Below are 14,446 nucleotides of genomic sequence, written 5' to 3'. Positions count from 1 at the left end.
AAAACATAATATATTTAGTGCTCTTTGTTGGCAAACTTCGTGTATTCCTGCAGCCATACCAGATCCACAGATCCGGTGGCACCTTTTCTCTGTTTAGCTATGATTATCTCCGAGATACCCTTCTTGTCGGTATCAGGATTGTAATAATCATCTCTGTATATGAACATAACCACATCGGCATCCTGCTCTATAGATCCCGACTCTCGGAGATCCGCAAGCACAGGCTTGTGATCCGGTCTCTTATCAACCTCTCGGTTAAGCTGTGACAGTGCTATGATAGGCACATCCAGCTCCCTGGCAAGCATCTTCAACGATCTCGACATATCAGATACGAACTGCTGTCGCGACTCAACTCGTCCCGTCGTGCTCATAAGCTGCAGGTAGTCGATGATGATGAGTCCAAGATTGTTCTTGCTCTTGAGCTGTCTGCATTTTGATCTCAGCTCGGATATGGTGAGTGCTGAACTATCCTCTATGTACAGCGGTGCGGCAGCTATACTCTCCGCACTGGCAAGCACCTGATCCCAGTCATCCTCAGCCAACTGTCCCGTCTGTACCTTCTGGGAATCAACCAGGGAATCCATGGCTATCATACGCGTTACAAGCTGCTCCTTGCTCATCTCCAGGTTGAATATCGCTGTTGCAATTCCCTTGCGCACGGCAACATGGTGAGCTATATTCAGGACAAATGCCGTCTTACCCATGGCAGGTCTAGCAGCCACCAGTATAAACTCCGATCCATGGAGACCGGTGAGCATATTGTCCAGATCTATGAATCCCGTAGGGATACCTGTTACTCTTGTGTTCTTTCTGGAAGCCTCCTCTATCTGCTCGATAACGTTCATGACGATCCTGTCGATCCCCACAAATTTGCTGGAGCCGTTCCTCTCCTTTATCAGATTGAACACACCGCTCTCGGCCTGTTCAAGAAGCTGTTCAACTCCCTCAGAATCAAGATAACAGTCCTTCTCCACTTCCTCGCACAGCTTTATCATCTTCCTGAGTATGGATTTGTCCGCCACGATCTCTGCGTAATGCTTGGCATTCACCGATGTCGGAACCGTCTCCAATATCTCCGCTATGGATTTGGTGCTTATGACCTCATCAGGTACATTGTTCTCCTCAAGCTTGTTCTTCAGGGTTACCAGATCGACCGCCTTACCCTCCTTGAACAGCTCTACCATATTCTCGAACAATATTCCGTACTGACCGTAGTAGAAATCCTCCTTGGTCAGCATATCGGACGCCTCCACTATGGCGTCTCTGTCCATGAGCATGGAACCTATAACAGACTTCTCGGCATCCAGATTGTAGGGAAGCTTTTTTCTTGCAAATGCATCTTCCATGTTTTATCTATACTCCTTATGCTTCCTCGACCTTTACAGCAAGCTCTGCCTGAACCTCAGGGTGAAGCTTGACCTTCACTGAAAAGCTTCCTAACGCCTTGATGGAGTCCTTCATAACGATCTTCTTCTTGTCTATATCCTTGCCGAGCTGGCTCTTGATGGCATCTGAGATCTCCTTTGTGGATACTGAGCCAAATGTTCTTCCGCCCTCTCCAACCTTGATCTTAACAGTTACTGAAGCCTTCTCAAGCTCTGCCGCAAGTGCCTTGGCATCAGCAAGATTCTCTGCTGCCACCTTCTCCTCATGAGCCTTGCGGAGCTTGAAATCATTCATATTCTTTGGAGTTGCCTCCATGCCGAGCTTCTTAGGAATGATGAAATTTCTTGCGTAGCCCTCATTTACCTCTACCATTGCGCCTTTCTTTCCAAGGCTTTTAACATCCTGTAATAATATGACCTTCATATCCTAAATATCTCCTTCCTTATACATCTCATTCAGGAGCTCAACAAGCTCCTTCTTTATATCCTCTGCTTTCGCATTTTCAAACTGAGCTGCCGCGATATTTGCATGACCGCCGCCACCCATTCTCTCCATGATTATCTGGACATTGACATCGTCAATAGCTCTTGCACTTATCTTGACATCCGCACCCATCTGCGCTATTACAAATGAAGCTCTGACACCTGCGATGTTCAGCATCTCATTTGCAATCTTGGCGGTGAGTACCACCGGCGACTCAGGGCCATCCCCAGGTGTAATGATTGATATGGCAAATGCATCAAGCACCATCTCTGCGTGGCTGACACCCTCCGCCTTCTGTCTGTAGGTCTCTATGTCAGTTCTGAACATCTTCCTTACTCGCATGACATCCGCACCGCTTCTCTTCAGGAACGCGGCTGCCTCAAAGGTTCTGACACCGGTCTTGCTCAGGAAGTTGTCGGTGTCAATGAGTATTCCGGCATACATGGCGTCCGCCTCTGTAGGTCTGAGCTTTATCTTCTCATCCATGTACTGGAGCATCTCTGCGATCATCTCACATGCAGATGACGCAAATGGCTCTATATACGACAGTGTTGCATTTGCAATGACATCCTTTGTCTGCCTGTGGTGATCGAACACCACTATGCTCTTCGCATATGCCAGCAGTTCCTCACACTCCGTGAGCGTAGGATTATTCACATCCGTCACAACTACGACCGTGTCGTCATCGACCAGACTGAGCGCCTGATCGTTGTTGATTATCATATCTGCCGGGTAGGAATTGCTCGAAGTGAAATTGCCGTATATCGGACTTATGGCCGATGACACCTCATTTACAACTATATGCGCCGTCTTGCCCAGCGCAGTCACCATCTTGTATATTCCTATACCTGAACCAAAAGCATCCATGTCCGGATTCTTGTGGGCCATGATTATAACCTTCTCCTTGGTCTCAAGAAGCTCCTTGAACGCAAGAGTCTTAACCCTCGCCTTAACTCTCGTGGACTTCTCCGTTCCCTGACTCTTACCGCCAAAGTAGGTGATCCTGTCGGCGGACTTGATAACCGCCTGATCGCCGCCTCGGCCCAGAGCAAGCTCCATGGCGGAACGCGCTGCCTCAAAGTTTTCTATAAAGCTCTTATAATCAGTACCAAGACTTATACTGAGTGTAAGTGGAAGATCATTTCCGATATTTATAGCCTTGACCTCATCGAGCAGGGCAAATTTGTTCTCCTTGAGCTGATCCAGATACTTCTGTGGCATCACGAACATGTACTTGTCCTTCTCAAGGCTCTTGACTATGGCGTCGACATTTGCCATGTATTTGTTAATCTTTCTGTCGACCAGGGCAACAAGAAGAGAGTGTCGTACCTCCTCAAGCGACTCAAATATCTCATCGTAGTTATCAATATATATGAGACCCGCAACCAGCTTCTGGTCATGGTTCTCCTGAGCGAGCTGATTCACCACTGTCACATCAAACATGTAGAACGCAAGGAAGGTGTCCGTCTTGCCGTGGTGTCTTGAACCACCGTGCGAAGCCTTCGTCTCTTTCTTCTGCTCATCAGCCCCATCTCCGTCTGTGCCGGCCTCACCCGGCTGGGCATCCGTCTCTTCCATAGCAGGCTCAACCTTATTCACCTGTACACGTCTGATCTCATAACGGTATTCTCTTCCGTTAAATGCTATCTCTCCCTCGGTAACCTCCTCCTGATAAGGAAGACTCTCCTCGGTAACCTCCTCAAATACCTGAACTATATTCAGCTTCATGAGCTTTCTCTTACTGGTCTCCGTTATACCTGAGAACTCGTCGTTCACCCACACAACTTTTCCATCCTCGTCAAGCAATGCGTACGGAACCGGAAACTCCTTTATGAGCTCCTTCTGCATCTTGCCGTGCTCCATGGCAAATTCCACATATCTGTCGCGGGACAAAGCATTCATCCTCAGGAAAACAACAATGCTCACCGCTCCGTATACTGCCGTAAAAATGGTGGCTATAACGCCGGCTCCTATTCCGACAAAATACATGAACACTGTCATCAGACAGAACATTCCTATCAGATACAATGGAACCTGTCTATATCGGTTGTACAGCCCCTCTACATCTCTCTTTTCATTCATATGTCACTGCCCTTCTTATCCTTCCATTCACAATGCAAATGATCAGGCTCAATTCTGAGCCTATACACTTCATAAGTATAACATTGTGCGATTCTGATTACAAGAAATATAGAATTGCAAAAAAATGCAGGTGTGGCAAAACACACCTGCATCTCTTATATATTAATCTGTAAAGATCTATTAACCGTTGATTCTTGCAAGAAGCTCCTTGCCAAGCTCCTCGTTGCCCGGCTTGCCGAGAAGAGCGAACATGTTCTTCTTGTAGCTCTCAACACCTGGCTGATTGAATGGATTTACACCAAGTGTGTATCCACTCACACCACATGCAAACTCAAATGTGTAGAATAGCTCACCGAGAGTGAACTCATCAATCTTGTCGATGTTGATCTGGATGATAGGAATTCCACCATCTGCGTGTGCAAGGATAGTTCCGTTCATGGCACTCTTGTTGGCGAAATCAACTGTCTTGCCTGCAAGATAGTTAAGTCCATCAAGATCTGAGTCCTCAGCCTCCATAACGATCTCACATGTTGGATTAACAACATTGATAACTGTCTCGAAATGGTTCTGTGAACCCTGCTGGATGAACTGTCCAAGTGAATGAAGGTCTGTTGTAAAGTCCGTAGCTGTTGGGAAAAGTCCCTTGCCATCCTTACCCTCGCTCTCGCCGTAGAGCTGCTTCCACCACTCTGATACATAGTGGAGTGCCGGCTCAAAGTTAGCAAGGATCTCGATTGACTTACCCTTGTTGTACAGTACATTTCTTACTGCTGCGTACTTCATAGCATCTGAATCGTCGAAGTCCTGTGCAAGACAATCCTTTCTTGCTGAAGCTGCGCCTTCCATAAGCTTATCTATATCAGCACCGCTTACTGCTATTGGCAGAAGACCAACTGCTGTGAGAACTGAGAAACGTCCTCCTACATCATCAGGAACTACAAATGTCTCATAGCCTTCCTCTGTTGCAAGTGTCTTGAGAGCGCCCTTTGCCTTGTCCGTTGTGGCGTAGATTCTCTTTGCTGCGCCCTCCTTGCCATACTTCTCAACAAGCTTCTTCTTGAAGATTCTTGAAGCGATACCAGGCTCTGTTGTTGTACCCGACTTGGAGATGATGTTGATAGAGAAATCTCTGTCACCGATCACCTGAAGCAGATGAGCCATGTATGTGCTGCTGATATTTGATCCTGCATAGTAGATCTCAGGAGTCTTACGGATTGACTTGTCAACTGAATTATAAAAGCTGTGTCTTAAAGCTTCGATGGCTGCTCTTGCACCCAGGTAAGAACCACCGATACCGATTACTACAAGCACGTCTGAATCTGCCTGGATCTTAGCTGCTGCCTTCTTGATTCTCGCAAACTCTTCCTTGTCATAGTCTACTGGAAGGTCGATCCATCCAAGGAAATCATTTCCCTCACCGGTCTTGTTTACAAGTGTTGCCTTTGCAGCTACTACCTGATCCTTGATTGCTGCGATATCAGCGTCTGTAGCCATGGCTTTTGCATTCTTAAAATCGAAACTTACTGTCTGTGCCATTTGTTTTCTCTCCTTACTTGTATTAAATTTTTCACATTGAATCAATTTTAGCAAATAGGTATACCATAATCAACTATTAATCTCAAAAAACTCCCCCAAAGCCACAACCGGTTTGGAGGAGTTTTCAATTATAACCATGTCTAAAGCACTACTTAACCGTCACTTTGATCTTTGCACAAACACCATTTTCAGACATTACATAAACCGTACATGTGCCCTTACGCACTGCCTTTATAACTCCTGCAGATGAAACGGTTGCCACCTTTGCATTGGATGTTATGAACCTTTCCTTCTTCGTAAGATGGTTTAACGCCTTCTTCTTTGGATTCTCAAGCTTAACCTTCTTGGTGATCTTAAATGTTTTACCTTTTGCAAGGTTAACCTTGGTCTTGTTCACAGTAACTTTCAGGACATTTGTCTTTGATGCTTGAGGCATTGCAACATGGACTGTATTTGTCCTGCCGAGATATACCTTCTTGCCACCCGACATCTTGTATGCGACTGTAAAATACTTGTATTCTCTCTTATTATTGAGGTTCTTATCGGCATATTTCTGGGACTTCGGTACATTAGCAAGCTTATTGAAGTTGTTCTTTCCATTACAATATGACCAGTATACATCATATCCTGTTGCACCTTTGACCTTATCCCATGTCAGATCTATTCTTGTTCCTGTTCCCTTTCCTTTCATAAGGAAGAACGGAAGTGTCTTCTTATAGAGTTCTGTTCCACTAGGTTCAACATTTGGAGATTTCTTTATAACAAGACGGCCAATGGCAAATGTTATATTGTAGTTTGGATTTGCACCCTTCTTCTGGCTTGCTGTGATCGTGTATGTTCCGGACTTCTCACCAGCAGCTCTCTTGAGAACAATTCCTGTAAGCTTATCCTTGCCAACAAGTCCCTCCGCTGTAAATGTAAACTTCGGATCCGCCTTGCCTTCATACTTAGATGCGTCATTTGCAGTTACTCTGATGGCTTTTGGATTTACCGTGATCGCAACCTTTGCAGCTGCTGCCTTATAGTTCTGATTTGCCGCAACGGATACTGTCACAACCGCCTTGCCTGCACCAACTATAGTTACCTTGCCTGTGCCATCCACCTTGACAACCTTTGTATTGCTGCTTGTAAATGTTTTCTTGTCATTTCTACTGCACTTCACATTGAGGGCAAACTTTGCACCTCCATATGTCTTTGCTGCCACCTTGCCTACTTTGAGAGTTGTTGCTGCTGGAATTATCTCTCTCTTTGCAACTGTGAACTGAACCGGTTGTGTTACATACTCATTGTAATTGGTTGTAGCACAAACCTTGGCATACATATAATATGTGCCCGGATCTGCTGATCTGGAGTTCTCCCACAATGTACCATCTGTGTTGCTGTTCTCTGTTGTGTAGTAATACTCTATAACAGGATCCTCTTGTGCTCCTGTAACCTCTGGAGCCTCTACACTGTCGCCAAATGTGTAATCGATTACATCAAATTCAACATTCTGATCAAGTCTCTTTATTTCAAATTCTGCATAAGCCGTAACATCAGCTATCTTCACAACAAACTTATAAGTACCTGCATTTACCGGCGCATTCTCATTTTCCGGATAATCGGTATCACCTGTTCCCTCATAATATGTAACAGCAGCCTCTCCGGTCTTCTCTGTTATCCAGTTATTAACAACTGCACCTGCATATTCTGTGCCGTCATACGCTCTGCTTTCTGCTGTCACAGTACAGCTGACCGCCTCGTTTCTGCCCTGATATGCGCAGTGTGCCGGATTCTCAGTTTCATTGCAATATGCAATTATCTTGTTACTGTGGCCTTCTTTTATCTCATACGTCCAGTCATGATAATGAACCATATCCCATGACTTGTTCTGAAGCATGTAATTGGCTGCATTACCCGTAGTTGCAAGCCCAAATCTGTATGTAGTTACAACCGTCTCTATTCCAGGTGTAACGTCCCACAGTACTACAGTATAATCCTCGTCATATACAAGTTCATCTCCATCCAGCAATCCTGAGAACTGGATTCCCTGTATATATGCATTTTCATCAACAATTACCTTATCCGCTGTGATCGTTTTCTTTTCGATAGTCACAGTCACATCGCCAAATACCGGTGAACACTCATCTGCTGTAACAAGGTAATACACCTTATATGTTCCGGCATTTTTAAGTTCTGGAACCGTCTGTGTGTACGGCTCATCTGCTGCCAATGAATAACTGATAGAAGCTCCATCCATGCCATCTGCAATTGTAACAGATGGGCTATGTATCAATCCATCATAAGTGCAGGTTGTATCTTCCGCAGTTACTCCGGCGATCAGGTCACGTGAGACTGCCTTGGCATCTGACCACAATGAAGCTGGTCTTGTCGTATTAGCCACGTATCTTGTGCGAACATATACCCTCTGATTCTCTTCAAGTCCTGAGATAACATAATTATCTGACACATTCAGATCATCGAGAACTGTCCAGGCCGCTCCATCCATCGAATACTGATACTGCTGTCCGCCAAGTGGGCTTACTGTCACAGAATCACCAGTCACGCTTACTATCTCAATGCCTTCGCCGTCTGCAGCACTTTCCATATCAGCTGGTGTTGGATTCTGTATGTCTGCAAGAGTCTTCGGTGCAGATGGCGCCTCCGGTCTTGCTGCAACAGTTATATCAGCAGGTGTATCCTGACTGTCCTTCTTGCTGATACTTATATTTTTACCAAACAAACTATATGATACGTCGTTATCATCTGTTCCCTCAAGGGCTATATCACCATACATATCACTCACAATTTCATATGACTCGCCATCAACAGTGATGATATATGAAGTATCGCCATCAAGATCTGTCAGATTTTCTGTTATATAATCAACCTGTCCTGTAACTGCTCCTACATCAGCCACCGCTCCAACGCTGAATTTGAAACCTATATGTCCGCCATCTTCAACATTTGTCCATGACATTGTCAATCCCGAATCTATTCCTTCAACCAGGGATGCAGCATTCTGACCATTTATTTCAGCAGTTTCCTTTATGTAGCTTGATGAACCTGTATTGTACTCAAATATTCTTCTGGAATCATAGCCCCCGATCCAGTAATTACTTGCCTGTGTTATAGGGGCAAGAACAAATGATGGAGTATCATCTGCCGCATCCGCCGCTTTAGCAACTCCCATCATCGCTATCTGCTGTAATTCACCATTCTTGACAGTGGCAGCAAGCACCGCTTCATCTGCACTGTCAGAGCTTGTAATTTCATTTCCAATATTCGCGTCAGCTCCTATAGCGAATGAGTGCTGTCCCTCACCAAGTTCAGCATCAAAAATCAGATCGTGAGTATTCATAGGATCAAACGACAATCTTAGAGCTGCAAGCGAAGCCACAGATACTTGTGATGTAGCCGTTTCTGCTGAAGGCTCTGAATCGCTTCTGCTGTACAATCTCCATACTTTGTCGTAGCTTGTTCCAAGCATATAGTTCTTTCCGTCCTTGGTATACAAGCCAACAATATCAAACCCATTGCCATTGGCCATATAGGCCATAACTCCATTGCTTATATACCAGCAAGTATTTGGCTTTGTCCACGTATTTCCATTGTCACTGGTAGGGATAACTGCCTTTACCGCTCTGCTGGCTGTACCATCCACCACGCACCTGTACCAGTATCCATGAGTCGGGGTGAACGTATATGTACTTCCATTTGCACCTTCAATATCTGTAAATGGTCCACGCTTACTGGTTGCGCTCTGCCACTGATATGTTGCAGCTTCCCCTGTCACGTCCATAACGAGAGTGATTGAACTATTCGTCATATTCTTGCCATATGGATATCCATTGTTCATGAATACAACTTCTTCCTCCGAAGGATCTGTATTGCCTCCGCCTGAAAAGCCACCGATCTGAAATGTTATTTCATTGCCGCTGGCGTCCACGATCTTGCCAGCATTCAGATCAATACTTCCTATGTAAATATCAGGGAATACATAACCATTATAATATGTCCACGTATACAGATAATACACACCCGTGGTACCCATATCTATTCCCTCTCCGGAAATGGTATCCGTTCTGTCATATGTACCTGAACTCCTTGAGAACGAGTTCTCTGTTATCCAGCCTTTAAATCCGCAGCCTTCAGGTGACTCGGCACTCGCCCATCCACTGTACCTATGGCTGCTCAGATAATCACCAAAGTTTGTGAGATCTCCAGTCGTGAACTTCTCAGACTGAATGCCAAGCTTGCAACTCGCGCTGGCATAACCGCTGGTTGTCCACCCCCACTTGAGACCTCTCATATGTCCATCTGTGCTTATATCCACGTCTGTTACCTTGATATTCTCCATAGCCGCTGCGTAGGCAGTATTCTTACCACCTATCGAAATCAAACACGTTATGACCATGAAAGCTGTCATGAGCCATGCCATAACTTTTCTGCATAGAATTCTTTCTTTCATACACTTCCCTCTCTTTCTCAATAAAACCTCTTTTTCGTGTGTCCGTTAATGTTTTCTCTCTGCAACCATTACCTCCTGTTAATTCTTGACTCTTTTCCTTTAACAATTTATGATAATTATAATTCGTACATCAATGTTCAAGTCAACAATATTTTTGCGGTATTTATGCAATATTCACAATTTTTTTTGTCTATTTTTAAGAGAAGGGGAATCATATGAATCACGCAAATAAAAATCTATATCAAATTGGCGAAGTCACCAAAATGCTTGGAGTGACAAGAAGAATGCTGTTAAACTACGAAGACCTGGGGCTTCTGACACCCGCATACAAAAATGAGAGCAGCGGTTTCCGCTACTACTCTGCCGATAACATCGTACATATACGAATTATAAAAGTTCTTCAGGGACTAGGATTATCGCTATCCGAGATTAACAAGTACTTCAATAATACCGAAAAGCTTGAGGATGTCATTGAACGTATGACTGCGCTCCGTTCCCAGCTGGATCTGTGCATAGCCCAGCTTCAGCTGCGTCAGTCCCAGACATCAGAACCGGAGATCCATTTTACCACTCTTCCCTCATTCACTGCATTTTGTCAGGAGTTCAAAGACTCTGATCTGGCCAGAAAAACTGAAGATCTGCGCAAGACCTTTATCGAGGCAACAAAAAAATATCAACTGGACACCACAGGCAAAATGTGTACAGAGGTTTTTATCGAGTCAGCATCAGCCGGAAGATATGTCATACCTGTCGCAGCAGATCCTGACACCAATGACGAACACATAAAAAAACTTCCACAGACTGCAGCTATCTGTATATACCATCGTGGTCCATACGAAAATTTTGACACTGTCCAGAAGAAACTATTGGACTATGCAAAAGAAAACAATCTTGCTACCTGTGGTTATTTTCGCAATTCGTTTATGGAGGGTCCTCCAACCCACGGAGCAAATAAAGATGCTTATATCACACAGATCGCACTGCCAATACGCAAAAGCTCTCCGTTCGGATCGGCATGATCCGCGCAGAGAGCTTCTGTTTCTGATACTACTATTCAATTTTCATCTCATTCAAAGACCTGAACTCATATCCCTCCTTCTCCAGGTTTGTGAGAACCGTATCAAGTGCCTGCGCATTTGACGACGACACATTGTGTATGAGCGGAATGGCTCCCGGATGATGATATTTCGCAAAATGATCAATGACATAATCCGCTCCTGGCTGATTGTTCACATCATAATCAAGGTAAGCCATACTCCAGAATATGGTCTTGTACCCCATATCCTTGGCCAGCTGCAGAACCTGTTCACTGTACTCACCGCAAGGCGGCCTGAAATACATATCCATATCATAACCCGTTTCACTCTTCATAAAATCCGAACACTCTCTGAGTTCATTTTTCTGCTCCTCCACAGTCTTCTCCGGCATACACGGATGATGAACCGTGTGGTTTCCCACCTGATGACCATCCTCCTTCATCCTCTTCACTATATCCGGATTGTCCCTTATATAAGTCATCGTCACGAAGAAGCAGCCCTTTGCATTGTGCTTTTTGAGCACATCCAGCATCTGCTCTGTATATCCGTTCTCGTACCCACAGTCAAATGTCAGATACATCACCTTTTCATTCTTCTCAGCACACACTCTGTCCACGTAGAACGCATCGTACTGCTCCAGCGGAAAGCTGTTGTCACAGCCACTCATTCCATGATTTTTGTCCCGCACTATGTACCATGAATATTTCTTTGTCGATATCTGGCTGTAATCCCTGAGTCTGGTCATATCCTCATCCTGACTCTCCCCGTCTGTGTCCGTGTTACTCTCCGCATCTTCCGTCTTGTCTCCCGATTTTTCTTTTCCTTCCGCATCACCTTCCCCATTCTTCGCACCGTCCGCCTGACACTCTGCGTCCCCCGGAGTCGCCACCATCTTGGACAGATCCTCCTTGTCATATATGGAGCATCCGCTGAGCACGGCTCCAATCACGCAGGCAGCATACAGTCCTGCTATCAAGTACAGCTTTCTCACCATCTACCATCCTGAATTTATTGGCTCATACAGGCTGTTTTCACCCGCATTTCATCTGCAGCCCACCTGCACATGTCCACTCGCCGGTTATCCATCCGCCAGCATCTTCTTCATGATCCCATCCAGAAGAACATCATAATCCGCCGCCCCATTCCGGGATTGTTTTTTCTTAACCTTCTTTTTCTCTATCCCCTCATCAGCTGAGCTGCACGCAACCTGAAGTTCCGGAGCCTCCGCCTTCTTTTCCTCCTTTCGGAGTCTGTTCGACAGGCTGTTGCTGAGATAATTTTTCACGCTGTCCCTGAGAGCCCGCATGTGCCATGCACAGTTCCACTGATTGTGTGCCGCCATGAGAAGCATATATGTTGCCAGACCGCACACGCACATTTTCAGTGCCTCCGGTCCATCGCCTACTACATAATATTGATATACCGCCGCAAATATGCCTGTCCCCGCAACGACGAGTCCCATATTTTTTACAAATCCATTCCACACATTTATCGGTATAAAACCTATCTTCAGCCTGTCTATGTACTTGTCCACAAATGCGGCAGTGTCATGTATGTTCACATCCAGCGATGTTATATCCTCATACCGCCTGCGCATCTCCATCAATGGTTTTTTCCGCGTCGTTCCCATGCGCTCAGCCGCCTTTGCCAGTCTTGCAAGATAACTGCTCATCACAGCCCGTCCTGTCAGCCCTATACACCCACACACTATCATCACATACATACACACATTCTGATTCAACAAAATTTCAAACATAGTTTTCCCTCTCTTTTCAATTATTCGATCATATCCTGTCAGGGCTTAACCCCACATCCGTTTGGCCGGTCCGGATGGTAGTATTATATGAGCGACATTCCGGGGTATACAATTATTTTCGCTCGACAAATGTTTGTCTTTTGCATGCTCTTTTGATATACTTCAAGATGAAAAAAGCAGGATACATACATCTTAGAATGTATCAGCGAATATTAAAATGATTGGTTAAGTACAATAGAAAAGAGGTATTGTTATGGTTTATAAGACTAAAGGAACCTGCTCTGTCGAGATCAACTTTGACGTCATCGATGGCAGGCTGCATGATGTAAAGTTCACCGGAGGATGCAATGGTAACCTCAAGGGTATCGGAGCTCTCGTAGAAGGCATGAAGCCAGAGGACGTCATCGCCAGACTCGAGGGTACAACCTGCGGTTTCAAGCCGACTTCATGCCCGGATCAACTGGCTCAGGCACTCAAGCAGTATCTGGCTTCAGCACAGTAACAGGAGGATTAACAATCATTATGAAGAGAATTATATTGACAGGCGGCGGTACAGCAGGTCATGTCACACCAAACATGGCACTTATGCCGGAGCTGAAGAAGCACGGATATGACATCCAGTACATCGGTTCATATGACGGCATGGAGAAAAAGCTTATAGAAGATATGGGCATCCCTTATCACGGCATAGCTTCAGGAAAGCTCAGAAGATACTTCTCAATGAAGAACTTCTCAGATCCGTTCAAGGTACTTAAAGGAATATCTGAAGCAAAGAAGCTCATGAAAGAGCTCAAGCCTGATGTAGTATTCTCAAAGGGAGGATTTGTCACAGTCCCTGTGGTATTTGCCGCACACTCAGCAGGTATCCCTGTGGTGATACACGAATCAGATATGACTCCCGGCCTTGCAAATAAGCTCGCCCTTCCAAAGGCGACAAAGGTATGCTGTAACTTTCCTGAGACAAAGGATCTCTTCCCTGAGGGCAAGGCAGTCGTAACCGGAACCCCTATCAGAGAGGAACTTTTCCGCGGCGATTCCGCATTTGCATATAACTACTGTGGTTTCACTGACAACAAGCCTGTTCTCCTTATCGTGGGTGGAAGTTCAGGAAGCGTCATAATCAACAACGCAATAAGAGACAATATCGACCGTCTTCTGGAGACCTTCAACGTCATCCACCTGTGCGGCAAGGACAATCTGGATGAATCCCTCAAGGATAAGAAGGGCTATGTCCAGTACGAATATGTAAAGAAGGAACTTGCAAGCATGCTTGCACTGTGCGATATCATCATCTCACGTGCAGGAGCCAATGCCATCTGTGAGCTTCTCGCACTCAGAAAACCGAACATCCTCATTCCTCTGTCAAAGGCTGCATCAAGAGGTGATCAGATTCTCAACGCCCAGTCATTTGAGAAGAGCGGATACAGCTATGTGATCCAGGAGGAAGAGCTTAACACAGAGTCTCTGTTCGCCGGAATAAATGAAGTGTACAACAACAAAGAGAAATATATCCAGGCTATGGAGTCCAGCAACCTGACCGACTCAACGGGAATCATCATCAACATGATAGAGGATCTCGTAAACGGCCACGACTGATCTGCATAAGATCTGCAAAAGCAATTATAAAAAGGCAAAATAAAACTCCACACCGTCTAAATCATAGTTGATATGTACCCTCTTTACTGGACAACCAGTAAGGAGGGTATTTTTATGCGT

The 14,446-nt window shown here is 45.3% G+C and carries 10 protein-coding genes; 3 read left to right on the top strand and 7 right to left on the bottom strand.

Annotated elements, in window-relative coordinates; all coding sequences use genetic code 11:
* Nucleotides 1–14: 14 nt before the first annotated feature.
* The 5 genes from dnaB to DW025_RS09660 all read right to left on the bottom strand — a co-directional run bounded on the left by dnaB (nucleotide 15) and on the right by DW025_RS09660 (nucleotide 9,937).
* Nucleotides 15–1,346, bottom strand: a complete 1,332-nt coding sequence (gene dnaB, locus DW025_RS09680) for a replicative DNA helicase (protein WP_015534513.1) — start codon at nucleotides 1,344–1,346, stop codon at nucleotides 15–17.
* A 16-nt stretch (nucleotides 1,347–1,362) separates the two neighbouring features.
* Nucleotides 1,363–1,809: a 50S ribosomal protein L9 gene (gene rplI / locus DW025_RS09675; RefSeq protein WP_015534512.1), complete on the bottom strand. Its 447-nt coding sequence runs from the start codon at nucleotides 1,807–1,809 to the stop codon at nucleotides 1,363–1,365.
* 3 nt (nucleotides 1,810–1,812) lie between these two features.
* Nucleotides 1,813–3,951, bottom strand: a complete 2,139-nt coding sequence (locus DW025_RS09670) for a DHH family phosphoesterase (protein ID WP_119999715.1) — start codon at nucleotides 3,949–3,951, stop codon at nucleotides 1,813–1,815.
* A 180-nt stretch (nucleotides 3,952–4,131) separates the two neighbouring features.
* Nucleotides 4,132–5,487: a glucose-6-phosphate isomerase gene (locus DW025_RS09665; protein WP_004852292.1), complete on the bottom strand. Its 1,356-nt coding sequence runs from the start codon at nucleotides 5,485–5,487 to the stop codon at nucleotides 4,132–4,134.
* A gap of 148 nt (nucleotides 5,488–5,635) precedes the next feature.
* A complete protein-coding gene (locus tag DW025_RS09660; RefSeq protein ID WP_119999713.1) occupies nucleotides 5,636–9,937 on the bottom strand; it encodes an MBG domain-containing protein in 4,302 nt (1,433 codons plus the stop codon).
* A gap of 215 nt (nucleotides 9,938–10,152) precedes the next feature.
* Here DW025_RS09660 and DW025_RS09655 point away from each other — a divergent pair, with 215 nt between their 5' ends.
* Nucleotides 10,153–10,956, top strand: coding sequence for a MerR family transcriptional regulator (locus tag DW025_RS09655; protein WP_117550028.1), 804 nt, complete (start codon nucleotides 10,153–10,155; stop codon nucleotides 10,954–10,956).
* Between the two features lie 31 nt (nucleotides 10,957–10,987).
* Here DW025_RS09655 and DW025_RS09650 read toward each other — a convergent pair whose 3' ends face one another.
* Together DW025_RS09650 and DW025_RS09645 are read right to left on the bottom strand one after the other, a co-directional pair.
* Nucleotides 10,988–11,968: a polysaccharide deacetylase family protein gene (locus DW025_RS09650; protein WP_243104960.1), complete on the bottom strand. Its 981-nt coding sequence runs from the start codon at nucleotides 11,966–11,968 to the stop codon at nucleotides 10,988–10,990.
* Between the two features lie 84 nt (nucleotides 11,969–12,052).
* Complete coding sequence (locus DW025_RS09645) at nucleotides 12,053–12,730, bottom strand: hypothetical protein (RefSeq protein ID WP_119999711.1); 678 nt, start codon at nucleotides 12,728–12,730, stop codon at nucleotides 12,053–12,055.
* A gap of 253 nt (nucleotides 12,731–12,983) precedes the next feature.
* On the opposite strand from DW025_RS09645, the gene DW025_RS09640 reads away from it, so the two are divergent.
* Together DW025_RS09640 and DW025_RS09635 are read left to right on the top strand one after the other, a co-directional pair.
* Nucleotides 12,984–13,232, top strand: a complete 249-nt coding sequence (locus DW025_RS09640) for a TIGR03905 family TSCPD domain-containing protein (protein WP_015534506.1) — start codon at nucleotides 12,984–12,986, stop codon at nucleotides 13,230–13,232.
* A 20-nt stretch (nucleotides 13,233–13,252) separates the two neighbouring features.
* Nucleotides 13,253–14,326 carry an undecaprenyldiphospho-muramoylpentapeptide beta-N-acetylglucosaminyltransferase gene (locus tag DW025_RS09635; protein WP_118017004.1) on the top strand — a complete coding sequence of 358 codons (1,074 nt, stop codon included), beginning with the start codon at nucleotides 13,253–13,255 and terminating at the stop codon, nucleotides 14,324–14,326.
* Nucleotides 14,327–14,446 lie beyond the last annotated feature (120 nt).

Origin of the sequence: Coprococcus sp. AF38-1, from assembly GCF_003603945.1 — a bacterium.
GTDB lineage: Bacteria > Bacillota > Clostridia > Lachnospirales > Lachnospiraceae > Coprococcus > Coprococcus aceti.
Note: the sequence above shows the minus strand (reverse complement) of the source record. Positions and strands in the feature narration are given on the sequence as shown.

Coding starts and splice junctions, on each gene's coding strand:
- DW025_RS09645 (WP_119999711.1), bottom strand. CDS start 12,730: ATGTTTGAAATTTTGTTGAATCAGAATGTGTGTATGTATGTGATGATA.
- rplI (WP_015534512.1), bottom strand. CDS start 1,809: ATGAAGGTCATATTATTACAGGATGTTAAAAGCCTTGGAAAGAAAGGC.
- DW025_RS09635 (WP_118017004.1), top strand. CDS start 13,253: ATGAAGAGAATTATATTGACAGGCGGCGGTACAGCAGGTCATGTCACA.
- DW025_RS09670 (WP_119999715.1), bottom strand. CDS start 3,951: ATGAATGAAAAGAGAGATGTAGAGGGGCTGTACAACCGATATAGACAG.
- dnaB (WP_015534513.1), bottom strand. CDS start 1,346: ATGGAAGATGCATTTGCAAGAAAAAAGCTTCCCTACAATCTGGATGCC.
- DW025_RS09640 (WP_015534506.1), top strand. CDS start 12,984: ATGGTTTATAAGACTAAAGGAACCTGCTCTGTCGAGATCAACTTTGAC.
- DW025_RS09665 (WP_004852292.1), bottom strand. CDS start 5,487: ATGGCACAGACAGTAAGTTTCGATTTTAAGAATGCAAAAGCCATGGCT.
- DW025_RS09650 (WP_243104960.1), bottom strand. CDS start 11,968: ATGGTGAGAAAGCTGTACTTGATAGCAGGACTGTATGCTGCCTGCGTG.
- DW025_RS09655 (WP_117550028.1), top strand. CDS start 10,153: ATGAATCACGCAAATAAAAATCTATATCAAATTGGCGAAGTCACCAAA.
- DW025_RS09660 (WP_119999713.1), bottom strand. CDS start 9,937: ATGAAAGAAAGAATTCTATGCAGAAAAGTTATGGCATGGCTCATGACA.